Genomic DNA, 21,732 nt, shown 5'->3' on the forward strand with positions numbered 1-21,732 from the left:
GAGGAAGACCTGATGGCCGCACCACGCCGAGCCGCCGTACTCGGCTCCCCGATCGCTCACTCGCTCTCCCCGGTCCTGCACCGCGCGGCCTACGAAGAGTTGGGGCTGACCGGCTGGACGTACGACCGATTCGAGGTCGACGAGGCCGCGCTGCCCGGGTTCTTCGAGACGCTCGGTCCCGAATGGGCGGGGCTGTCGCTGACCATGCCGCTGAAGCGGGCCGTGATCCCGCTGCTCGACGGGATCAGCGAGACCGCGGCCTCCGTCGACGCCGTCAACACGGTCGTCCTCACCCAGGACGGCCGCCGGACCGGCGACAACACCGACGTCCCCGGCATGGTCGCGGCTTTGCGCGAGCACGGCATCGACAAGGTCGAGGCCGCCGCGATCCTGGGCGCGGGCGCCACCGCCTCGTCCGCACTGGCCGCGCTGTCCCGGGTCTGCCCGGGCGAGATCGCCGTGTACGTGCGCAGTGAGGCCCGGGCTGCCGAGATGCGGCAGTGGGCCGAACGGCTGGAGGTCTCGGTGCGCATCGCCGACTGGGCGGACGCCGAGCAGGCCCTGCACGCCCCGCTGGTGATCAGCACCACGCCGGCGGGTGCCACCGACGCCCTCGCCCGATCCGTCCCGGAGCGCCCGACGGCCCTGTTCGACGTGCTCTACGACCCGTGGCCGACCGCCCTCGCCGCCCGCTGGTCGGCGTACGGCGGCGCGGTCGTCAGCGGCCTCGACCTGCTGGTGCACCAAGCCGTGCTGCAGGTCGAGCAGATGACGGGGCGGGTTCCGGCCCCGCTGGACGCCATGCGAAAAGCGGGCGAGCGCGCACTGGCGGCCCGATAAGATCCGCTCTCGGTTCCGCAGGGGGCGGAACAGGGGAGGGAAGAACCAGCCATGTCCACCGGCATGCCTCAGGCGTCCGTCAAGTCCCAGATATTCGAGTCCCTGCTGGGATTCCTGCCCGACTGGGTGCAGATCACGGTGCTCGCGCTGATCGTGCTCGCGGTCCTCGCGTCCTGGACGGTCAAGATCAAGCGCAAGATCGCCTACCGGCGGGCCGTGCGGAGCGGCGGGCCCGTCCACGCGGCGGCCCAGTACGGGCAGGGACGCGGAGCGGACTACCTGGGGGAGTACGCACCGCAGCAGGTGCAGCAGCAGGGCAGCGGAGCCGACCATCTGGGCACTTACGCACCGCAGCAGACGCAGACCGCGCAGCAGCCGAGCGGCGCGGACTTCCTGGGCGCGTACGCGCCGCAGCGGCAGACCGGAGGCCCGGCCTCGTCCGCCTGATGGACCGGCGGCCGGGTCCACCCTCCGGACGTGGCAGGATCGTGGGTGGCGGACCGGGGCCGCGCACCCGGTCGGGCCGTCGCCGTACGCGATGAGGTGCGTACGCTGGGCAGTAAGCACGCCGCGAACACTGAGGAGCACCGTTGAGCAGGTTGCGCTGGCTGACCGCGGGGGAATCCCACGGTCCCGCACTCGTCGCGACGCTGGAGGGCCTTCCCGCCGGCGTGCCGATCACCACGGACATGGTGGCGGACCATCTCGCGAGGCGGCGCCTGGGCTATGGGCGCGGTGCCCGGATGAAGTTCGAGCAGGATGAGATCACCTTCCTCGGCGGCGTCCGGCACGGCCTCAGCCTCGGCTCCCCGGTCGCGATCATGGTGGGCAACACCGAGTGGCCGAAGTGGGAACAGGTCATGGCGGCCGACCCGGTCGACCCGGAGATCCTCGACGGACTCGCCCGCAACGCCCCGCTGACCCGTCCCCGCCCCGGCCACGCCGACCTCGCCGGGATGCAGAAGTACGGCTTCGACGAGGCCCGGCCGATCCTGGAGCGCGCCTCCGCGCGGGAGACCGCGGCCCGGGTGGCCCTCGGCGCGGTGGCCCGGTCGTACTTGAAGGAGACGACCGGCATCGAGATCGTCTCCCACGTGGTGGAGCTCGCGGCCGCCAAGGCACCGTACGGCGTGTACCCGACGCCCGCGGACGTGGAGAAGCTGGACGCCGACCCGGTGCGCTGCCTGGACGCCGACGCGTCGAAGGCGATGGTCGCCGAGATCGACCAGGCCCACAAGGACGGCGACACCCTCGGCGGCGTGGTCGAGGTACTGGCCTACGAGGTGCCGGTCGGCCTCGGTTCGCATGTGCACTGGGACCGCCGCCTGGACGCCCGCCTGGCCGCCGCCCTGATGGGCATCCAGGCGATCAAGGGAGTCGAGGTCGGCGACGGCTTCGACCTGGCCCGTGTCCCCGGCTCCAAGGCGCACGACGAGATCGTCGCGACCGACGAGGGCATCAAGCGGACCACCGGCCGCTCCGGCGGCACCGAGGGCGGGCTGTCCACCGGTGAGCTGCTGCGCGTGCGGGCGGCGATGAAGCCCATCGCGACCGTGCCGCGGGCGCTGAAGACGGTGGACGTCGTCACCGGCGAGGCCACGGCCGCCCACCACCAGCGGTCGGACGTGTGCGCGGTGCCGGCCGCGGGCATCGTCGCCGAGGCCATGGTCGCCCTCGTCCTCGCGGACGCGGTCGCGGAGAAGTTCGGCGGCGACAGCGTGGCCGAGACCCGCCGCAACGTCCGGTCCTACCTCGACAACCTGGCCATCCGATGAACCCGCTGATCGTGCTGGTCGGGCCGATGGGCGTGGGCAAGTCCACCGTCGGGCAGCTGCTGGCCGAGCGGCTCGGGACCGGATACCGGGACACCGACGACGACATCGTCGCCGCACAGGGCCGGACCATCGCCGAGATCTTCGTCGAGGAGGGCGAGCCCGCCTTCCGCGCGATCGAGAAGCAGGCCGTGCGCGAGGCACTGGCCGGGCACGATGGTGTGCTGGCACTGGGCGGCGGCGCCGTCCTCGACCCGGACACGCGCGCTCTGCTCGCCGGGCAGCGGGTGGTGTACCTGTCGATGGACGTCGAAGAGGCGGTCAAGCGCACGGGCCTCAACGCGGCCCGGCCGCTGCTCGCCATCAATCCGCGCAAGCAGTGGCGCGAGCTGATGGAGGCCCGCCGGCACCTCTACGAGGAGGTCGCCACGGCCGTGGTCGCCACCGACGGCCGCACCCCCGAAGAGGTCACCCGAGCCGCCCTGGACGCACTGGAGTTGAAGGAAGCATGAGCGAGGCACTGACCCGGATCCAGGTCGGCGGCACGGCGGGCACCGATCCCTACGAGGTCCTCGTAGGGCGTCAACTCCTCGGCGAGCTGCCCGGGTTGATCGGCGGCAAGGCCAAGCGGGTCGCGATCGTCCACCCCGAGGCACTGGCCGAGACCGGTGACGCCCTGCGCGCCGACCTGGCCGGACAGGGCTACGAGGCGGTCGCCATCCAGGTGCCCAACGCCGAGGAGGCCAAGACCGCCGAGGTCGCCGCCTACTGCTGGAAGGCGCTGGGCCAGTCCGGATTCACCCGCACCGACGTCATCGTCGGCGTCGGCGGCGGCGCGACCACGGACCTGGCCGGGTTCGTGGCCGCCACCTGGCTGCGCGGGGTGCGCTGGATCGCGATCCCGACGACGGTCCTGGCCATGGTCGACGCGGCCGTCGGCGGCAAGACCGGCATCAACACCGCCGAGGGCAAGAACCTGGTCGGTGCCTTCCACCCGCCCGCCGGTGTGCTCTGCGACCTGGCCGCGCTGGACTCCCTCCCGGTCAACGACTACGTCTCCGGACTCGCGGAGGTCATCAAGGCCGGCTTCATCGCCGACCCGGTGATCCTCGACCTGATCGAGTCCGACCCCGAGGCCGCCCGCACTCCGGCCGGTCCGCACACCGCCGAGCTCATCGAGCGCTCCATCCGGGTCAAGGCCGACGTGGTGTCGTCCGACCTGAAGGAGTCGGGCCTGCGCGAGATCCTCAACTACGGCCACACGCTCGGCCACGCCATCGAGAAGAACGAGCGCTACAAGTGGCGGCACGGCGCGGCGGTCGCGGTGGGCATGCACTTCGCCGCCGAACTGGGCCGTCTCGCCGGGCGGCTGGACGACGCCACGGCCGACCGCCACCGGTCCGTCCTCGAATCCGTCGGGCTGCCGCTGCACTACCGGCACGACCAGTGGCCCAAGCTGCTGGAGACCATGAAGGTCGACAAGAAGTCCCGCGGCGACCTGCTGCGCTTCATCGTCCTCGACGGTCTGGCCAAGCCCACGGTCCTGGAGGGACCCGACCCGGCCGTGCTGCTCGCCGCGTACGGCGAAGTCGGACAGTAAGTACCCAGGCGCGCCTTCCGCCCGAAACAGCCTTACGGGGCCGGGCACTTCGGACCGCCCCCGGCCGTTCACACAACACTGGCCGGGGGCGGTACCGTTCGGTAGCAGCGGGCTCCGCCCCGCTGTTCAGCGCCCATCGCCTGTACGAGACGGAGTGGCACCGGATGCAGCACGCAGTGGGTTCTCCGCTGCCGCCGCCCCACCAGCCGGGGCACGGACCGGCCGTCGGCTGGTCGCCGGCCGCACACCACCCGGGCCCCCAGCACCCGGGCGCGCACCAGGGCCCCGCGCCCGTGCCCCCACCGCCCCCTGCGCCCGGCTATCCCGTGCCCTCGCCCGGGCCGGGCGCGCCCCCGCCGCAGGCCTCCGTTCCTCCGGTGCCGGACACCACCGGCCATGTGCCGCTGCCGCCCGGCGGTCCGGTCGCCATGCCCAGTGCGCCGCCCGCGACGGCGGTCCCCGACCCGGCCGGTACGACGCTCGCCGTGCTGCTCATCGGGCCCGCCGGTGCCGGGAAGACCAGCGTCGCCAAGTACTGGGCGGACCATCGCCGGGTCCCCACGGCGCACATCAGCCTCGACGACGTACGCGAGTGGGTCCGCTCGGGCTTCGCCGACCCCCAGTCCGGGTGGAACGACAACTCCGAGGCGCAGTACCGTCTCGCCCGCCGCACCTGCGGTTTCGCCGCGCGGAACTTCCTGGCCAACGGCATCTCCTGCATCCTCGACGACGCGGTCTTTCCCGACCGGCCCGTGGTCGGCCTCGGCGGCTGGAAGCGGCACGTCGGGCCGGGCCTGCTGCCGGTCGTCCTGCTGCCCGGGCTGGACATCGTCCTGGAACGCAACGCCGAGCGCACGGGGAACCGGCGGCTGTCGGACGAGGAGGTCGCCCGTATCCATGGCCGGATGGCCGGGTGGTACGGGTCCGGTCTGCCGATCATCGACAACTCGCAGCTGGATGTCCCGGAGACGGCGCGGGTGCTGGACGATGTCCTGGCCAGGTCCATTGCGAGTCCGCCGAAGTGGTAGTCGGCGTGGGGTTGGTGCGGTAACCCGCTTTCCGGTGTCCTGGGCGTTGGTGCTGAGGCCGGGGCGTTGCGCAGCCCGGCGGATCGGGGTGCCGCTGCGCCCACCCGTGCCGCCCTTAGCGGCACGATTGCCCGCAGCTGAGTGCGCCCGCAGCCGCCTACGCACGGAAGGGGACGTGCCGGGGGGTGTCCGCCCGCAGCGGTTGGCGCGTCAACGGACGGTTAGTCGGTGTCCGACCCCGTCGCGCCGTTCCGAGGACGGACACCCCCGGCGCGGCCCCGACCCACAGCCACCGCCAAGGCGCAGGCCCGCACCCTCAGCCGCCGCGGACAACCCCCACTCGGCCCTCCCGACCGGCGACATCCCCCGGTCGCTCGTAGGCTCGGGTCATGTCAGAGGTGTACGCGGCCCGCCGGACGCGTCTGAGGGAATACTGCAACGCGGGCGGCAGCGCGGCGGCGCTGGTCTCCCGCCCCGCCAACGTGCGCTATCTCGCGGGCGCGGCCCCGCACGGCGCCGTTCTCCTGCTGGGCAAGACCGAGGACCTCCTGGTGTGTGCCGGCCCGACGGCCGACCGCCCCACTCAGGAGCGCCCCGACGAAGCCCTGCGCGTACAGACCCTGCCCGGTGCCGGAGGCGGCGACCCGGCCGTCGCGGCCGCAGGCCTCGCCGCGGGCCAGGGCGCCGACTCCCTCGCCGTGGAGGAGCACCACCTCACCGTGGCCCGGCACCGTGCCCTCGGCTCGGTCGCCCCCCGGCTGCGCCTGGCCAACCTCGGCGGTGCCGTCGAGCAGCTCAGGGTCGTCAAGGACGAGGAAGAGATCTCCTGCCTCCGCATCGGCGCCGAGATCGCCGACCAGGCCCTCGGCGAACTGCTGGAGTCCATCCTGGTCGGGCGGACCGAACGCCATCTCGCCCTGGAACTCGAAAGACGCCTCGTGGATCACGGGGCCGACGGCCCGGCCTTCCCCACCTCCGTCGCCACGGGGCCGAACGCCGGACGGCCCGGGCACCGGCCCACCGACCGGCGCGTCGAGGAGGGCGACTTCCTCTCCGTCTGCCTGGGCGCCATGTACCGCGGCTACCGCTGTGAGATCGGCCGTACCTTCGTCATCGGCACCGCCCCCGCGGACTGGCAGATCGAGCTGTACGACCTGGTCTTCGCTGCGCAGCGCGCCGGACGTGAGAGCCTGGTACCCGGCGCCGCCTGCCGGGACGTCGACCGTGCCGCCCGCCAGGTCCTGGACTCCGCGGGGTACACCGAGGGCCTCACGGTTCTCACCGGACACGGGGTCGGGCTCGAAATCGACGAGGACCCTCAATTGAGTCCCGCGGCCATGGGTAAACTGGACGCTTGCGTGCCGGTCACCGTCGAACCTGGGGTCCACCTCCCGGGCCGGGGCGGTGTCCGGATCGATGACACGCTCGTCGTCCGCCCAGAGGCGGACGGCGGACCCGAGCTACTCACCATCACGACCAAGGAGCTGCTCGCCCTGTAGGCAGGTGCGTGCCCCGGGGTCGTACGTCAGTCCAGGAGATTCCGCAACCGTGGCTTCCACGAACGACCTCAAGAACGGCATGGTGCTCAAGCTCGAAGGCGGCCAGCTCTGGTCCGTCGTCGAGTTCCAGCACGTCAAGCCCGGCAAGGGCCCGGCCTTCGTGCGCACCAAGCTCAAGAACGTGCTCTCCGGCAAGGTCGTCGACAAGACCTTCAACGCCGGCGTCAAGGTCGAAACGGCCACCGTCGACAAGCGCGACATGCAGTTCTCCTACATGGACGGCGAGTACTTCGTCTTCATGGACATGGAGACCTACGACCAGCTCATGGTCGACCGGAAGGCCGTCGGCGACGCCGCCAACTTCCTCGTCGAGGGCTTCACGGCCACGGTCGCGCAGCACGAGGGCGAGGTGCTCTTCGTCGAGCTGCCGGCCGCCGTCGAGCTGACCGTCCAGGAGACCGAGCCGGGCGTGCAGGGCGACCGCTCCACGGGCGGCACCAAGCCCGCCACGCTGGAGACCGGCCACCAGATCCAGGTCCCGCTCTTCATCACCACCGGTGAGAAGATCAAGGTCGACACCCGCACCAGCGACTACCTCGGCCGGGTGAACAGCTAACCGTGGCTGCCCGCAACACGGCCCGCAAGCGCGCCTTCCAGATCCTCTTCGAGGGCGACCAGCGCGGCGCCGAGGTCCTCACGGTCCTCGCCGACTGGGTCCGGCTCTCCCGGGCCGACACCCGGCAGCCGCCGGTGAGCGAGTACACGATGGAGCTGGTCGAGGGCTACGCGCAGCACGCGAAGCGCATCGACGAGCTCATCGCCCAGTACTCGGTCGGCTGGACGCTCGACCGCATGCCGGTCGTCGACCGCAACATCCTGCGGCTCGGCGCCTATGAGCTGATCTGGGTCGACGAGACCCCGGACGCCGTCGTCCTCGACGAGATGGTGCAGCTGGCGAAGGAGTTCTCCACGGACGAGTCGCCCTCGTTCGTGAACGGCCTGCTCGGACGGCTGAAGGACCTCAAGCCCTCGCTCCGCCGCGACGAGGTCTGAGACAGACGGAACGTCTGAGGCAGACGGAGCGCCGGAGACAGACAGAACGCCGGAGGGCCCGCGGCAGCGTGACAGCCGCGGGCCCTCCGGCGTTCCCGTACCGCCGAGAGCTTCTCGTACCGGTCGAGAGCTATCCCGTACCGTCGAGGGCTGCCGGGCCCTCACAACGCCGCCGGGGTGGCCGAAACCCATATGGTTTCGGCCACCCCGGCGGCACGTTTCTGCTGACCCCTCCGCTACCCCCGGGAGTGGTCAGCCCTCCTCGTGGGTCGCCACCGCGCGGCGCGCGTCCGCGTCCAGGACGCCCCAGCTGATCAGCTGCTCGGTGAGGACCGAGGGCGACTGGTCGTAGATGACGGCGAGTGTGCGCAGGTCGTCCTGGCGGATGGAGAGCACCTTGCCGTTGTAGTCACCGCGCTGCGACTGGATCGTGGCCGCGTAGCGCTGCAGGGGGCCCGCCTTCTCGGCCGGCACCGTGGCCAGCCGCTCCAGGTCCAGGACCAGCTTCGGCGGCGGCTCGGCGGCGCCGCCCGGGGTCGTGCCCGGGAGCAGCTCCTGCACCGGAACGCCGTAGAAGTCCGCCAGCTCGGCAAGGCGCTGCACGGTCACGGCACGGTCGCCGCGCTCGTACGAACCGACCACGACCGCCTTCCAGCGTCCCTGGGACTTCTCCTCGACACCGTGGAGGGAAAGGCCCTGCTGGGTGCGGATCGCCCGGAGCTTGGCCCCGAGCTGTTTGGCGTATTCGCTGGACATATAGCTCCCCGGCACTGTGTCGACGCGTCTGGCGTGGGTGCCAGGCCGCGCGGCTGGTAACTCACTGTGAGGTTACGCAGCGTTACTCTGCCGCGTCAAGCCGAATGGTCCGCACCGACTCTTCCGTGGTATCGGCACTCAGTTGGGCCGAGTGGGTGATCCAGGGGGGCCGTCCGGGTGGCGGTGAGGGCCTGCTACCGTGGATGGCGCAATCCCGACGTCCTTTAAGGTCCGTCCCGTGAGGCGGAGAAGGAGGTCCGTTTCGTATGGACAAGCACGGCTCACAGTCCGATGCCCGGCCCGTTCTCGAAGGGCCCGACATCGCGCGGGTACTGACCCGCATCGCCCACGAGATCGTCGAACGCGCGAAAGGCGCCGACGACGTGGTGCTCCTCGGCATTCCGACCCGGGGCGTCTTCCTCGCCCGGCGGATCGCCGACAAGCTCGAGGAGATCACCGAGCGCAAGGTTCCGTGCGGCTCGCTCGACATCACCATGTACCGCGACGACCTGCGCATGCACCCGCCGCGTGCGCTGGCCCGCACCGAGATCCCCGGTGACGGCATCGACGGCAAGCTGGTCGTCCTCGTCGACGACGTCCTCTTCTCCGGCCGCACCATCCGCGCCGCCCTCGACGCCCTGAACGACATCGGGCGCCCCCGCGCGGTGCAGCTCGCGGTCCTCGTCGACCGCGGTCACCGCGAACTGCCCATCCGCGCCGACTACGTCGGCAAGAACCTCCCCACGTCGTTGCGGGAGACGGTCAAGGTCCAGCTCGCCGAGGAGGACGGTCGCGACACCGTGCTGCTCGGTGCCAAGCCGGCCGCCCAGTAGCGCTTCAGGCGTACGCCCCTGTCGTACGCCGGCTCAGTGCGCGCCCTAGCGCGCCCGTCTGCCCCGATTCTCTCGTTTGAACTGCCTTACGGAGCCTGACAGATGCAGCGTCATCTCATCTCGGCCGCCGACCTCACCCGCGACGACGCCGTCCTGATCCTCGACACCGCCGAGGAGATGGCCCGGGTCGCCGACCGGCCGATCAAGAAGCTGCCGACCCTGCGCGGCCGCACGATCGTCAACCTCTTCTTCGAGGACTCCACCCGGACCCGGATCTCCTTCGAGGCCGCCGAGAAGCGCCTCTCCGCGGACGTCATCAACTTCTCCGCCAAGGGTTCGAGCGTCTCCAAGGGCGAGTCCCTGAAGGACACCGCCCAGACGCTGGAGGCCATGGGCGTCGACGCCGTCGTCATCCGGCACGGCGCCTCGGGAGCCCCGTACCGGCTGGCGAACTCCGGCTGGATCGACGCGGTCGTCGTCAACGCCGGCGACGGCACCCACCAGCACCCCACCCAGGCCCTGCTGGACGCCTTCACCATGCGCCGCCGCCTGATCGGCCCGGACGCCGGGATCGGCCAGGACCTCGACGGCAAGCGCATCACGATCGTCGGCGACGTCCTGCACAGCCGGGTCGCCCGCTCCAACGTCGACCTGCTGCACACCCTCGGCGCCGAGGTCACCCTCGTCGCCCCGCCGACCCTGCTGCCGGTCGGCATCGAGACCTGGCCCTGCGAGGTGTCGTACGACCTCGACAGCACGCTTCCCAAGTCCGACGCGGTGATGATGCTGCGCGTGCAGCGCGAGCGCATGAACGCCGCCTTCTTCCCGACCGAGCGCGAGTACTCCCGGCGCTACGGCCTCGACGGCGACCGTATGGCGCGGATGCCCGAGCACGCCGTCGTGATGCACCCCGGCCCGATGGTCCGCGGCATGGAGATCACCGCCGAGGTCGCCGACTCCGACCGCTGCACCGTCGTCGAGCAGGTCGCGAACGGAGTCTCCATCCGGATGGCCGTCCTGTACCTGCTGCTGGGCGGAAACGAACCCGCCGTCACCCAGACCCGTACCGAGGAGAAGTAAGACAGATGAGCAAGATCCTGATCCGTGGTGCGAAGGTGCTGGGCGGCGAGCCGCAGGACGTGCTGATCGACGGCGGGACCATCGCGGAGGTGGGCAGCGGGCTGTCCGCCGAGGGCGCGGAGGTCGTCGAGGCCGAGGGCAAGGTGCTGCTGCCGGGCCTGGTCGACCTGCACACCCATCTGCGCGAGCCGGGCCGCGAGGACTCCGAGACCGTCCTCACCGGCACCCGGGCCGCGGCCTCCGGCGGCTACACCACCGTGTTCGCCATGGCCAACACCTTCCCGGTCGCCGACACCGCCGGTGTCGTCGAGCAGGTCTGGCGGCTCGGCAAGGAGCACGGCTACTGCGACGTCCAGCCGATCGGCGCCGTCACCGTCGGGCTGGAGGGCCGCAAGCTCGCCGAGCTGGGCGCCATGCACGAGTCGGCCGCCGGGGTCACCGTCTTCTCCGACGACGGCAAGTGCGTCCACGACGCGGTGATCATGCGCCGCGCCCTGGAGTACGTGAAGGCCTTCGGCGGTGTCGTCGCGCAGCACGCGCAGGAGCCGCGGCTGACCGAGGGCGCCGAGATGAACGAGGGCGTCGTCTCCGCCGAGCTGGGCCTCGGGGGCTGGCCCGCGGTGGCCGAAGAATCGATCATCGCCCGGGATGTCCTGCTCGCCGAGCACGTCGGCTCCCGCGTCCACATCTGCCACCTGTCGACCGCCGGGTCCGTCGAGATCGTCCGCTGGGCCAAGTCCCGCGGCATCGCCGTCACCGCGGAGGTCACTCCGCACCACCTGCTCCTCACCGACGAGCTGGTCCGCACGTACAACCCCGTCTACAAAGTCAACCCGCCGCTGCGCACCGAGCGCGACGTGCTGGCCCTGCGCGAAGCGCTCGCCGACGGCACGATCGACATCGTCGCCACCGACCACGCCCCGCACCCGCACGAGGACAAGGACTGCGAGTGGGCCGCGGCCGCCATGGGCATGGTCGGCCTGGAGACCGCGTTGTCAGTGGTGCAGGAGACCATGGTCGACACGGGCCTGCTGGACTGGGCCGGCGTCGCCGACCGTATGTCCTTCAAGCCCGCGCAGATCGGACAGGCCAAGGGGCACGGCCGTCCCGTCTCGGCAGGTGAGCCCGCCAACCTCACTCTCGTCGACACGGCATACCGTGGCTCTGTGGACCCCGCGGGCTTCGCCTCGCGCAGCCGCAACACCCCCTACGAGGGGCGTGAGCTGCCGGGCCGTGTGACGCACACGTGGCTGCGGGGCAAGGCCACGCTCGTCGACGGGAAGCTCACGTGACACCTGTACTCCTGCTCGCCGCCGAGAAGGAATCGGCGCAAGTGACCGACTGGGCCGCCCGCATCGGCTGGGTCGTCGGCCTCGCCCTGTTCGTCGCGCTCGTCTACTGGCTGATGCGCGAGGGCTGGAAGTGGCGCGGCACGCTCCAGGGCGACCTGCCCGAGCTGCCCGCGGCTCCGGACGACCCGGGCCCGGAGCGCCTGACGATGAGTGGTCGCTACCACGGCTCCACCACCGCCGGGCAGTGGCTCGACCGCATCGTCGCGCACGGCCTGGGCACCCGCAGCCGCGCCGAGCTGACCCTCACGGACGCCGGACTGGACGTCGTACGCCCCGGAGCGAGCGACTTCTTCGTCCCGGCCGCACAGCTGCGCGAGGCCCGGCTCGACAAGGGCATCGCCGGCAAGGTGCTCACCGAGGGCGGCCTGCTCGTCGTCACCTGGGAGCACGGCGACCGGCTGATCGACTCCGGCTTCCGCTCCGACCACGCGGCCGAACACAACGAGTGGGTCGAGGCCATCAACTCCATGATCGAAACGAACAGCAGGGAAGGCGCCGAACGATGACCACCTCCACCAGGGGAGCCGCCAAAACTCCCGCCGTACTCGTCCTGGAGGACGGCCGGGTCTTCCGCGGCCGTGCCTACGGGGCCGTGGGGGAGACCTTCGGCGAAGCGGTGTTCTCCACGGGCATGACCGGCTACCAGGAGACCCTCACCGACCCCTCCTACCACCGCCAGGTCGTGGTGATGACCGCCCCGCACGTCGGCAACACCGGCGTCAACGACGAGGACCCCGAGTCCAAGCGCATCTGGGTCTCCGGGTACGTCGTGCGCGACCCCGCGCGCGTGCCGTCCAGCTGGCGCTCCCGGCGCACGCTGGACGAGGAGCTCGCCGCCCAGGGCGTCGTCGGCATCTCCGGCATCGACACCCGCGCCCTCACCCGCCACCTGCGCGAGCGCGGCGCGATGCGCGTGGGCATCTTCAGCGGCGACGCCGTGAAGGACGACAGCGCACTCCTCGCGCGCGTGCAGGAAGCCCCGCAGATGAAGGGCGCAAACCTCTCCGCCGAGGTCGCCACCACCGAGCCGTACGTCGTCCCGGCGATCGGCGAGAAGAAGTTCACGGTCGCCGCCGTCGACCTCGGCATCAAGGGCATGACCCCGCACCGCATGGCCGAGCGCGGCATCGAGGTGCACGTGCTGCCCGCGACCGCGACCGTCGAGGACGTCTACGCGGTCAACCCGGACGGCGTGTTCTTCTCCAACGGCCCCGGCGACCCCGCCACCGCCGACCACCCCGTCTCCGTGATGCAGGGCGTCCTGGAGCGCGGCACCCCGCTGTTCGGCATCTGCTTCGGCAACCAGATCCTGGGCCGCGCGCTCGGCTTCGGCACCTACAAGCTGAAGTACGGCCACCGCGGCATCAACCAGCCCGTGCAGGACCGTACGACCGGCAAGGTCGAGGTCACCGCGCACAACCACGGCTTCGCCGTCGACGCTCCGCTCGAGAAGGTCTCCGAGACCCCGTTCGGCCGCGCCGAGGTGTCCCACGTCTGCCTGAACGACAACGTGGTGGAGGGGCTCCAGCTCCTCGACCGCCCCGCCTTCAGCGTCCAGTACCACCCCGAAGCGGCAGCCGGCCCGCACGACGCCGCCTACCTGTTCGACCGCTTCGTATCCCTGATGGAGGGCCAGCGTGCCTAAGCGCACCGATATCCAGTCCGTCCTGGTCATCGGCTCCGGCCCGATCGTCATCGGCCAGGCCGCCGAGTTCGACTACTCCGGCACCCAGGCGTGCCGCGTCCTGAAGGCCGAGGGCCTCAGGGTCGTCCTGGTGAACTCCAACCCGGCGACGATCATGACCGACCCGGAGATCGCCGACGCCACCTACGTCGAGCCGATCACCCCCGAGTTCGTCGAGAAGATCATCGCCAAGGAGCGCCCGGACGCGCTGCTGCCCACCCTGGGCGGCCAGACGGCCCTCAACACCGCGATCTCGCTGCACGAGGCGGGGACGCTCGACAAGTACGGCGTCGAGCTGATCGGCGCCAACGTCGAGGCGATCCACAAGGGCGAGGACCGCGACCAGTTCAAGGAGGTCGTGGAGGAGGTCCGCAAGAAGATCGGCCACGGCGAGTCCGCCCGGTCCTACATCTGCCACTCCATGGACGACGTCCTCAGGGGCGTCGAGGAGCTCGGCGGCTACCCGGTCGTCGTCCGCCCGTCCTTCACCATGGGCGGCGCCGGCTCCGGCTTCGCCCACGACGAGGAGGAGCTGCGCCGCATCGCCGGCCAGGGCCTCACGCTCTCGCCGACCACCGAGGTGCTCCTGGAGGAGTCCATCCTCGGCTGGAAGGAGTACGAGCTGGAGCTGATGCGCGACAAGCACGACAACGTCGTGGTCGTCTGCTCCATCGAGAACTTCGACCCCATGGGCGTGCACACCGGCGACTCGATCACCGTCGCGCCCGCGATGACCCTCACGGACCGCGAGTACCAGACCCTCCGCGACATCGGCATCGCCGTCATCCGCGAGGTCGGCGTCGACACCGGCGGCTGCAACATCCAGTTCGCGGTGAACCCCGAGGACGGCCGGGTCATCGTCATCGAGATGAACCCGCGCGTGTCGCGCTCCTCGGCGCTCGCCTCCAAGGCCACCGGCTTCCCGATCGCCAAGATCGCCGCCAAGCTCGCCGTCGGCTACACGCTGGACGAGATCCCGAACGACATCACGCAGGAGACCCCGGCCTCCTTCGAGCCGACGCTCGACTACGTGGTCGTGAAGGCCCCGCGCTTCGCCTTCGAGAAGTTCCCGAGCGCGGACTCCACCCTCACCACCACCATGAAGTCGGTCGGCGAGGCCATGGCCATCGGCCGCAACTTCACGGAGGCCTTCCAGAAGGCCCTGCGCTCGCTGGAGAAGAAGGGCAGCCAGTTCACCTTCGTCGGCGACCCCGGCGACAAGGACGAGCTGCTCCGCGACGCCGTGCGCCCCACCGACGGCCGGATCAACACGGTCATGCAGGCCATCCGCGCGGGAGCCACGCCCGAGGAGGTCTTCGAGTACACGAAGATCGACCCCTGGTTCGTCGACCAGCTCTTCCTGATCAAGGAGATCGCGGACGAGCTCGCGGCCGCCGCCGAGCTCACGCCCGACCTGCTCGCCGAGGCCAAGCGGCACGGCTTCTCCGACTCGCAGATCGGCGAGATCCGCGGCCTGCGCGAGGACGTCGTCCGCGAGGTCCGGCACGCACTGGGCATCCGCCCGGTGTACAAGACGGTCGACACCTGCGCCGCCGAGTTCGCCGCGAAGACGCCGTACTTCTACTCCTCCTACGACGAGGAGACGGAGGTCGCGTCCCGCGAGAAGCCGGCCGTGATCATCCTGGGATCCGGCCCGAACCGCATCGGCCAGGGCATCGAGTTCGACTACTCCTGCGTCCACGCCTCCTTCGCACTGAGCGACGCGGGCTACGAGACGGTGATGGTCAACTGCAACCCGGAGACCGTCTCCACGGACTACGACACCTCCGACCGCCTGTACTTCGAGCCGCTGACGCTCGAGGACGTGCTGGAGATCGTCCACGCAGAGCAGCAGGCCGGGCCGGTCGCGGGCGTGGTCGTCCAGCTCGGCGGCCAGACCCCGCTGGGCCTGTCGCAGGCGCTCAAGGACAACGGCGTGCCGATCGTGGGCACCTCCCCGGAGGCCATCCACGCCGCCGAGGACCGGGGTGCCTTCGGCCGGGTCCTGAAGGAGGCCGGCCTCCCGGCCCCCAAGCACGGCACCGCCACCACCTTCGCCGAGGCCAAGGCCATCGCCGACGAGATCGGCTACCCGGTCCTGGTCCGTCCCTCGTACGTCCTCGGCGGGCGCGGCATGGAGATCGTCTACGACGAGACGCGCCTGGAGGCGTACATCGCCGAGTCGACGGAGATCAGCCCGTCCCGGCCGGTCCTGGTCGACCGGTTTCTGGACGACGCGATCGAGATCGACGTCGACGCGCTCTACGACGGTCAGGAGCTGTACCTCGGCGGCGTCATGGAGCACATCGAGGAGGCCGGCATCCACTCCGGCGACTCGGCGTGCGCCCTGCCCCCGATCACGCTCGGCGGCTTCGACATCAAGCGCCTGCGCGCGTCCACGGAGGGCATCGCCAAGGGCGTCGGGGTGCGCGGCCTGATCAACATCCAGTTCGCGCTGGCGGGCGACATCCTCTACGTCCTGGAGGCCAACCCGCGCGCCTCGCGCACCGTCCCCTTCACCTCGAAGGCGACCGCGGTGCCGCTGGCCAAGGCCGCCGCGCGGATCTCGCTGGGCGCGACCATCGCCGAGCTGCGCGCCGAGGGCATGCTCCCGGCCACCGGTGACGGCGGCGAGCTGCCGTTCGACGCGCCGATCTCTGTCAAGGAGGCCGTCATGCCGTGGTCGCGCTTCCGCGACATCCACGGCCGCGGCGTCGACACGGTCCTCGGCCCGGAGATGCGCTCCACCGGCGAGGTCATGGGCATCGACTCCGTCTTCGGCACGGCGTACGCCAAGTCGCAGGCGGGCGCCTACGGCCCGCTGCCCACCAAGGGCCGCGCGTTCATCTCGGTCGCCAACCGCGACAAGCGCTCGATGATCTTCCCGGCCCGGGAGCTGGTCGCGCACGGCTTCGAGCTGCTCGCCACCTCCGGCACGGCCGAGGTCCTCAAGCGCAACGGCATCAACGCCACGATCGTGCGCAAGCAGTCCGAGGGCACCGGCCCGAACGGCGAGAAGACCATCGTCCAGCTCATCCACGACGGCGAGGTCGACCTCATCGTCAACACCCCGTACGGCACCGGTGGCCGCCTCGACGGCTACGACATCCGCACGGCGGCCGTGGCACGCTCCGTGCCCTGCCTGACGACGGTCCAGGCGCTCGCGGCGGCGGTCCAGGGCATCGACGCCCTCAACCGCGGCGACGTGGGCGTCCGATCGCTCCAGGAACACGCGGAACACCTGACCGCGGCCCGCGACTAGCAGCCGAAGAGGGGGACACCGGAAACGGTGTCCCCCTCTTCGTGAGGACGCCAAGTCTTCGTGAGGACACCATGTACAAGATCTTTTTCAGTCTGTTCTTCAAGCGGATGGACCCGGAGCAGGCCCACCACCTCGCCTTCCGCTGGATCCGGCTGGCCGCCCGCGTGCCCGTGCTGCGCACCTTCCTCGCGGCCGCCCTCGCGCCCCGCCACAAGGAACTGCGCACGGAGGCCTTCGGGCTGCGCATGCACGGCCCCTTCGGGCTCGCCGCGGGCTTCGACAAGAACGCCGTCGGCATCGACGGCATGGCGATGCTCGGCTTCGACCATGTCGAGATCGGCACGGTCACCGGCGAGCCGCAGCCCGGCAACCCCAAGCAGCGGCTGTTCCGCCTGGTCAAGGACCGGGCGCTGATCAACCGCATGGGCTTCAACAACGACGGATCGCTCCGCGTCGCCGCCCGTCTTGCCTCCCGGACGCCCGTCTTCAAGACCGTCGTCGGCGTCAACATCGGCAAGACCAAGGTCGTACCCGAGGAGGAGGCCGTCGCGGACTACGTGAAGTCCGCCGAGCGGCTGGCGCCGTACGCCGACTACCTCGTGGTCAACGTCTCCTCCCCGAACACGCCCGGTCTGCGCAACCTCCAGGCCACTCAGGCGCTGCGCCCCCTGCTGAGCGCGGTGCGCGAGGCCGCCGACCGCGCGGTGTCCGCGCGGCGCGTCCCGCTCCTGGTCAAGATCGCGCCGGACCTCGCCGACGAGGACATCGACGCCGTCGCCGACCTCGCCCTGGAACTCGGCCTCGACGGGATCATCGCCACGAACACCACCATCGCGCGCGAGGGACTCGGCCTGAGGTCCGACCGCTCCCTGGTCAAGGAGACCGGCGGCCTGTCCGGCGCGCCCCTGAAGGAACGCTCCCTGGAGGTCCTGCGCCGCCTCTACGCGCGCGTGGGCGACCGGATCACCCTGGTGGGCGTCGGGGGCGTGGAGAACGCCGAGGACGCCTGGCAGCGCATCCTGGCCGGTGCCACGCTGGTCCAGGGCTACAGCGCCTTCGTCTACGAGGGGCCCTTCTGGGGCCGCGCGATCCACAAGGGGCTCGCCGCGCGCCTGCGCACCAGCCCGTACGCCACGCTCGCCGACGCGGTGGGCGCCGACGTGAGGAAGACGGCATGAGTGGTCTCGAACCCTTCGGCGCCCGCCTGCGCCGATCCATGGACGAGCGCGGCCCGCTCTGCGTCGGCATCGACCCGCACGCCTCCCTGCTCGCCGAGTGGGGTCTCAACGACGACGTGACGGGCCTGGAGCGGTTCAGCCGCACGGTCGTCGAGGCGGTGGCCGACCGGGTCGCCGTGCTCAAGCCGCAGAGCGCGTTCTTCGAGCGGTTCGGCTCGCGCGGCGTCGCCGTCCTGGAGAAGTCGGTCGCCGAGGCGCGGGCGGCGGGCGCGCTCGTCGTGATGGACGCCAAGCGCGGCGACATCGGCTCGACCATGGCCGCGTACGCCGAGTCCTTCCTGCACAAGGACGCCCCGCTGTTCTCCGACGCGCTGACCGTCTCGCCCTACCTCGGCTACGGCTCGCTCAGCCCGGCCGTCGCGCTGGCCCGGGAGAGCGGGGCCGGGCTGTTCGTGCTGGCGCTGACCTCCAACCCGGAGGGCGGCGAGGTCCAGCACGCCGTGCGGTCCGACGGCCGGAACGTCGGAGCGACCATGCTCGCGCACCTGTCCGCCGAGAACGCGGGGGAGGAGCCGCTGGGGTCCTTCGGTGCCGTCGTCGGCGCGACCCTCGGTGACCTGTCGTCGTACGACCTGGACATCAACGGCCCGCTCCTCGCGCCCGGCATCGGCGCCCAGGGGGCGACGCCGGCCGATCTTCCAGGGGTCTTCGGGGCGGCGGTGCGCAACGTGGTGCCGAACGTCAGCCGGGGAGTGCTGCGCCACGGTCCCGACACGGTCGCGCTGCGTGACGCCGCGGAACGCTTCGCGGAGGAGATCAGGCACGCCGTGACCTCCGTCTGACCTCCGAGCGACCTCTTTCCGACCTCCTCCTGACCTCCTGCGGAGTCCTCCGATGAGTGGTCCGGGACCCGCTTGAGTCTGAATACATCCTCAAATCCGGGGCAGTATGTCCTAAATGTCCGTTCAGATGAAGGCTGACCAGGACTTTTCCGCTGTTCTCGCTGACTCTGGCGGACTTGCCCGCTAGTCTCCGACGAGAGAACGGGCAAGCGTGTGTTGCTCGTGGCTCCCCAGGTGTGGGGCGACTAGGTTCCTCACCGGTCCGTATCCGACAGTTCGACATCCGAGGTGACGTAGGCGTGGCTCTTCCGCCCCTTACCCCTGAACAGCGCGCAGCCGCGCTCGAAAAGGCCGCCGCGGCTCGCCGGGAGCGGGCCGAGGTCAAGAATCGACTCAAGCACTCCGGCGCCTCTCTTCACGAGGTCATCAAGCAGGGCCAGGAGAACGACGTCATCGGCAAGATGAAGGTCTCCGCCCTCCTCGAGTCCCTGCCGGGCGTGGGCAAGGTCCGCGCCAAGCAGATCATGGAGCGACTCGGTATCTCCGAGAGCCGCCGCGTGCGTGGTCTCGGTTCCAACCAGATCGCCTCCCTTGAGCGTGAGTTCGGCAGCACCGGCTCCTGAACCGGGCAGTCCGGGGGAGCGAGTCCCGGGCACTCCGGGATTGCTGGATAATCGCTGCATGGCTGCAACACCCCGGGGGACCACCCCCGTGCCCCCGGACGTACGTCCGCGGCTGACCGTGCTCTCCGGCCCCTCCGGGGTCGGCAAGAGCACGGTCGTCGCTCATATGCGCAAGGAACATCCCGAGGTCTGGCTCTCGGTGTCGGCGACGACCCGCAAGCCCCGCCCCGGCGAGAAGCACGGAGTCCACTACTTCTTCGTCACCGACGACGAGATGGACAAGCTGATCGCCAACGGCGAGCTGCTGGAGTGGGCCGAGTTCGCGGGCAACCGCTACGGCACGCCGCGTGCGGCCGTGCAGGAGCGCCTGGAGAAGGGCGAGCCGGTGCTCCTCGAGATCGACCTCCAGGGTGCCCGTCTGGTCCGGGAGTCGATGCCCGAGGCCCGGCTGGTGTTCCTGGCTCCCCCCTCCTGGGAGGAGCTGGTGCGCAGACTCACCGGGCGGGGCACCGAACCGCCCGAGGTCATCGAGCGCCGGCTCGAGGCGGCGAAGACCGAACTGGCCGCGGAGCCGGAGTTCGACACGACCCTGGTGAACACCTCCGTCGAGGACGTGGCTCGCGAGCTGCTAGCCTTGGTGGACGTCGTGTGACCATCGCTGATCGTTTCCGGGTCTCGCTGATCACCCCGACAGAATCTTTCCCATCCATCGGAAGGTAGAGCGTGTCCTCTTCCATCTCCGCGCCCGAGGGCATCATCAACCCGCCGATCGACGAGCTCCTCGAGGCCACCGACTCGAAGTACAGCCTCGTGATCTACGCGGCCAAGCGGGCCCGCCAGATCAACGCGTACTACTCGCAGCTCGGCGAGGGTCTCCTCGAGTACGTCGGTCCTCTCGTCGACACCCACGTCCACGAGAAGCCGCTCTCGATCGCCCTTCGCGAGATCAACGCGGGGCTGCTGACGTCCGAGGCCGTCGAGGGCCCGGCGCAGTAAGTACTATTTGCAGCTTGACGCTGACTTTTCCACAGGCCCGGCAGGCCGACTGCCGGGCCTGTGGTGTGTCATGGAGTCGTACGGTGTGCCGGTTGCCGAGGTCCGGGGAGAGACGTGGACAAGCCGAAGGTCGTTCTGGGGGTCAGTGGCGGCATCGCCGCGTACAAGGCCTGTGAGCTGCTGCGGCGGCTGACGGAGTCGGGTCATGACGTGCGCGTCGTCCCCACCGCCTCCGCGCTGCACTTCGTCGGCGCCGCCACCTGGTCCGCGCTCTCCGGGAACCCGGTCTCCACGGAGGTGTGGGACGACGTGCACGAGGTCCCGCACGTCCGCATCGGACAGCACGCCGACCTGGTTGTCGTCGCCCCCGCCACCGCCGACATGCTCGCCAAGGCGGCCCACGGCCTCGCCGACGACCTCCTGACCAACACCCTGCTCACCGCCCGCTGCCCGGTCGTCTTCGCCCCCGCCATGCACACGGAGATGTGGGAGCACCCGGCCACCCGGGAGAACGTGGCGACGCTGCGCCGCCGCGGCGCCCTCGTCATCGAACCGGCCGTGGGCCGCCTCACCGGCGTCGACACCGGCAAGGGCCGGCTGCCCGACCCCGGCGAGATCTTCGAGGTCTGCCGCCGGGTGCTGGCCCGGGGCGTGACCGAGCCCGACCTGAAGGGCCGGCATGTCGTGGTCAGCGCCGGCGGCACCCGCGAGCCCCTGGACCCCGTCCGGTTCCTCGGCAACCGCTCTTCGGGCAAGCAGGGCTACGCCCTCGCCCGCACCGCGGCCGCCCGCGGCGCCCGCGTCACGCTGATCGCGGCCAACAGCGCCCTGCCCGACCCGGCCGGCGTGGACGTCGTCCCCGTGGGCACCGCCGTGCAACTGCGCGAGGCGGTGCTGAAGGCCTCCGCCGACGCCGACGCGGTGGTCATGGCGGCGGCGGTGGCGGACTTCCGCCCGGCGGTGTACGCGGCCGGGAAGATCAAGAAGAAGGACGACCAGGAGCCCGAGCCGATCACCCTGGTGCGGAATCCGGACATCCTCGCGGAGATCTCCGCCGAGCGCGCCCGCCCCGGCCAGGTGATCGTCGGCTTCGCGGCGGAGACCGACGACGTGCTCGCCAACGGCCGTGCGAAGCTCAAGCGCAAGGGCTGTGATCTGCTGGTGGTGAACGAGGTCGGGGAGAGCAGAACCTTCGGTTCCGAGGAGAACGAGGCCGTCGTCCTCGGCGCCGACGGCAGCGAGACCGCGGTGCCGCACGGCCCCAAGGAAGCCCTGGCCGAAACCGTGTGGGGCCTGGTGGCCGAGCGCCTCCGCTGATGTTTCAGTCGCCCTGC

The 21,732-nt window shown here is 70.8% G+C and carries 22 protein-coding genes; 21 read left to right on the forward strand and 1 reads right to left on the reverse strand.

Features of this window, described 5'->3' with window-relative positions:
- Positions 1 to 12: 12 nt before the first annotated feature.
- From MQE23_RS36180 to nusB, 9 genes are all read left to right on the forward strand, one after another.
- The gene (locus MQE23_RS36180) at positions 13 to 840 is read left to right on the forward strand and encodes a shikimate dehydrogenase (protein WP_243381333.1); all 828 of its coding nucleotides are present in this window, start codon (positions 13 to 15) and stop codon (positions 838 to 840) included.
- Positions 841 to 891: 51 nt separating this feature from the next.
- Positions 892 to 1,287 (forward strand): hypothetical protein, encoded by a 396-nt coding sequence (locus MQE23_RS36185; protein ID WP_020272919.1) that lies wholly within the window; start codon positions 892 to 894, stop codon positions 1,285 to 1,287.
- A 143-nt stretch (positions 1,288 to 1,430) separates the two neighbouring features.
- Entirely contained in the window at positions 1,431 to 2,615 is a 1,185-nt protein-coding gene (gene aroC, locus MQE23_RS36190; RefSeq protein WP_037669457.1) for a chorismate synthase, read from the forward strand.
- The gene (locus tag MQE23_RS36195; protein ID WP_243381334.1) at positions 2,612 to 3,124 is read left to right on the forward strand and encodes a shikimate kinase; all 513 of its coding nucleotides are present in this window, start codon (positions 2,612 to 2,614) and stop codon (positions 3,122 to 3,124) included. Before aroC ends, MQE23_RS36195 begins: the two co-directional genes overlap by 4 nt.
- Positions 3,121 to 4,212, forward strand: a complete 1,092-nt coding sequence (aroB, locus tag MQE23_RS36200) for a 3-dehydroquinate synthase (RefSeq protein ID WP_020272922.1) — start codon at positions 3,121 to 3,123, stop codon at positions 4,210 to 4,212. The genes MQE23_RS36195 and aroB overlap by 4 nt, the downstream gene beginning before the upstream one ends.
- A gap of 164 nt (positions 4,213 to 4,376) precedes the next feature.
- The gene (locus MQE23_RS36205; protein WP_082319875.1) at positions 4,377 to 5,240 is read left to right on the forward strand and encodes a Pro-rich N-terminal domain-containing protein; all 864 of its coding nucleotides are present in this window, start codon (positions 4,377 to 4,379) and stop codon (positions 5,238 to 5,240) included.
- Between the two features lie 389 nt (positions 5,241 to 5,629).
- A complete protein-coding gene (locus tag MQE23_RS36210) occupies positions 5,630 to 6,739 on the forward strand; it encodes an aminopeptidase P family protein (RefSeq protein WP_020272924.1) in 1,110 nt (369 codons plus the stop codon).
- Between the two features lie 49 nt (positions 6,740 to 6,788).
- Entirely contained in the window at positions 6,789 to 7,355 is a 567-nt protein-coding gene (efp, locus tag MQE23_RS36215) for an elongation factor P (RefSeq protein WP_010046444.1), read from the forward strand.
- A 2-nt stretch (positions 7,356 to 7,357) separates the two neighbouring features.
- Positions 7,358 to 7,792 carry a transcription antitermination factor NusB gene (gene nusB, locus MQE23_RS36220; protein WP_020272925.1) on the forward strand — a complete coding sequence of 145 codons (435 nt, stop codon included), beginning with the start codon at positions 7,358 to 7,360 and terminating at the stop codon, positions 7,790 to 7,792.
- A 252-nt stretch (positions 7,793 to 8,044) separates the two neighbouring features.
- On the opposite strand, the gene bldD is transcribed toward nusB, so the two are convergent.
- Positions 8,045 to 8,548, reverse strand: coding sequence for a transcriptional regulator BldD (gene bldD, locus MQE23_RS36225; RefSeq protein ID WP_010046440.1), 504 nt, complete (start codon positions 8,546 to 8,548; stop codon positions 8,045 to 8,047).
- Between the two features lie 266 nt (positions 8,549 to 8,814).
- On the opposite strand from bldD, the gene pyrR reads away from it, so the two are divergent.
- The 12 genes from pyrR to coaBC all read left to right on the forward strand — a co-directional run bounded on the left by pyrR (position 8,815) and on the right by coaBC (position 21,715).
- On the forward strand, positions 8,815 to 9,381 hold the full coding sequence (gene pyrR / locus MQE23_RS36230; protein ID WP_020272926.1) for a bifunctional pyr operon transcriptional regulator/uracil phosphoribosyltransferase PyrR: 567 nt from the start codon (positions 8,815 to 8,817) through the stop codon (positions 9,379 to 9,381).
- Between the two features lie 102 nt (positions 9,382 to 9,483).
- Positions 9,484 to 10,461 carry an aspartate carbamoyltransferase catalytic subunit gene (locus MQE23_RS36235; RefSeq protein WP_020272927.1) on the forward strand — a complete coding sequence of 326 codons (978 nt, stop codon included), beginning with the start codon at positions 9,484 to 9,486 and terminating at the stop codon, positions 10,459 to 10,461.
- A gap of 5 nt (positions 10,462 to 10,466) precedes the next feature.
- Complete coding sequence (locus tag MQE23_RS36240) at positions 10,467 to 11,753, forward strand: dihydroorotase (protein ID WP_020272928.1); 1,287 nt, start codon at positions 10,467 to 10,469, stop codon at positions 11,751 to 11,753.
- The gene (locus MQE23_RS36245) at positions 11,750 to 12,319 is read left to right on the forward strand and encodes a hypothetical protein (RefSeq protein WP_020272929.1); all 570 of its coding nucleotides are present in this window, start codon (positions 11,750 to 11,752) and stop codon (positions 12,317 to 12,319) included. Before MQE23_RS36240 ends, MQE23_RS36245 begins: the two co-directional genes overlap by 4 nt.
- Positions 12,316 to 13,458: a glutamine-hydrolyzing carbamoyl-phosphate synthase small subunit gene (gene carA / locus MQE23_RS36250; protein ID WP_020272930.1), complete on the forward strand. Its 1,143-nt coding sequence runs from the start codon at positions 12,316 to 12,318 to the stop codon at positions 13,456 to 13,458. Before MQE23_RS36245 ends, carA begins: the two co-directional genes overlap by 4 nt.
- Entirely contained in the window at positions 13,451 to 16,759 is a 3,309-nt protein-coding gene (carB, locus tag MQE23_RS36255) for a carbamoyl-phosphate synthase large subunit (RefSeq protein WP_020272931.1), read from the forward strand. Before carA ends, carB begins: the two co-directional genes overlap by 8 nt.
- 71 nt (positions 16,760 to 16,830) lie before the next feature.
- Positions 16,831 to 17,937: a quinone-dependent dihydroorotate dehydrogenase gene (locus MQE23_RS36260; RefSeq protein ID WP_020272932.1), complete on the forward strand. Its 1,107-nt coding sequence runs from the start codon at positions 16,831 to 16,833 to the stop codon at positions 17,935 to 17,937.
- Positions 17,934 to 18,779, forward strand: a complete 846-nt coding sequence (gene pyrF, locus MQE23_RS36265) for an orotidine-5'-phosphate decarboxylase (protein WP_243381335.1) — start codon at positions 17,934 to 17,936, stop codon at positions 18,777 to 18,779. The genes MQE23_RS36260 and pyrF overlap by 4 nt, the downstream gene beginning before the upstream one ends.
- Positions 18,780 to 19,078: 299 nt before the next feature.
- Positions 19,079 to 19,402, forward strand: coding sequence for an integration host factor (locus MQE23_RS36270; RefSeq protein ID WP_003977346.1), 324 nt, complete (start codon positions 19,079 to 19,081; stop codon positions 19,400 to 19,402).
- A gap of 58 nt (positions 19,403 to 19,460) precedes the next feature.
- Positions 19,461 to 20,054: a guanylate kinase gene (gene gmk, locus MQE23_RS36275; protein ID WP_037669465.1), complete on the forward strand. Its 594-nt coding sequence runs from the start codon at positions 19,461 to 19,463 to the stop codon at positions 20,052 to 20,054.
- Positions 20,055 to 20,125: 71 nt separating this feature from the next.
- A complete protein-coding gene (rpoZ, locus tag MQE23_RS36280) occupies positions 20,126 to 20,398 on the forward strand; it encodes a DNA-directed RNA polymerase subunit omega (protein ID WP_003988945.1) in 273 nt (90 codons plus the stop codon).
- A 114-nt stretch (positions 20,399 to 20,512) separates the two neighbouring features.
- On the forward strand, positions 20,513 to 21,715 hold the full coding sequence (gene coaBC / locus MQE23_RS36285; protein WP_020272935.1) for a bifunctional phosphopantothenoylcysteine decarboxylase/phosphopantothenate--cysteine ligase CoaBC: 1,203 nt from the start codon (positions 20,513 to 20,515) through the stop codon (positions 21,713 to 21,715).
- Positions 21,716 to 21,732: the final 17 nt, after the last annotated feature.

The sequence above is a fragment of the Streptomyces sp. HP-A2021 genome (assembly GCF_022807935.1).
In the GTDB taxonomy this organism is placed as follows: domain Bacteria; phylum Actinomycetota; class Actinomycetes; order Streptomycetales; family Streptomycetaceae; genus Streptomyces; species Streptomyces afghaniensis.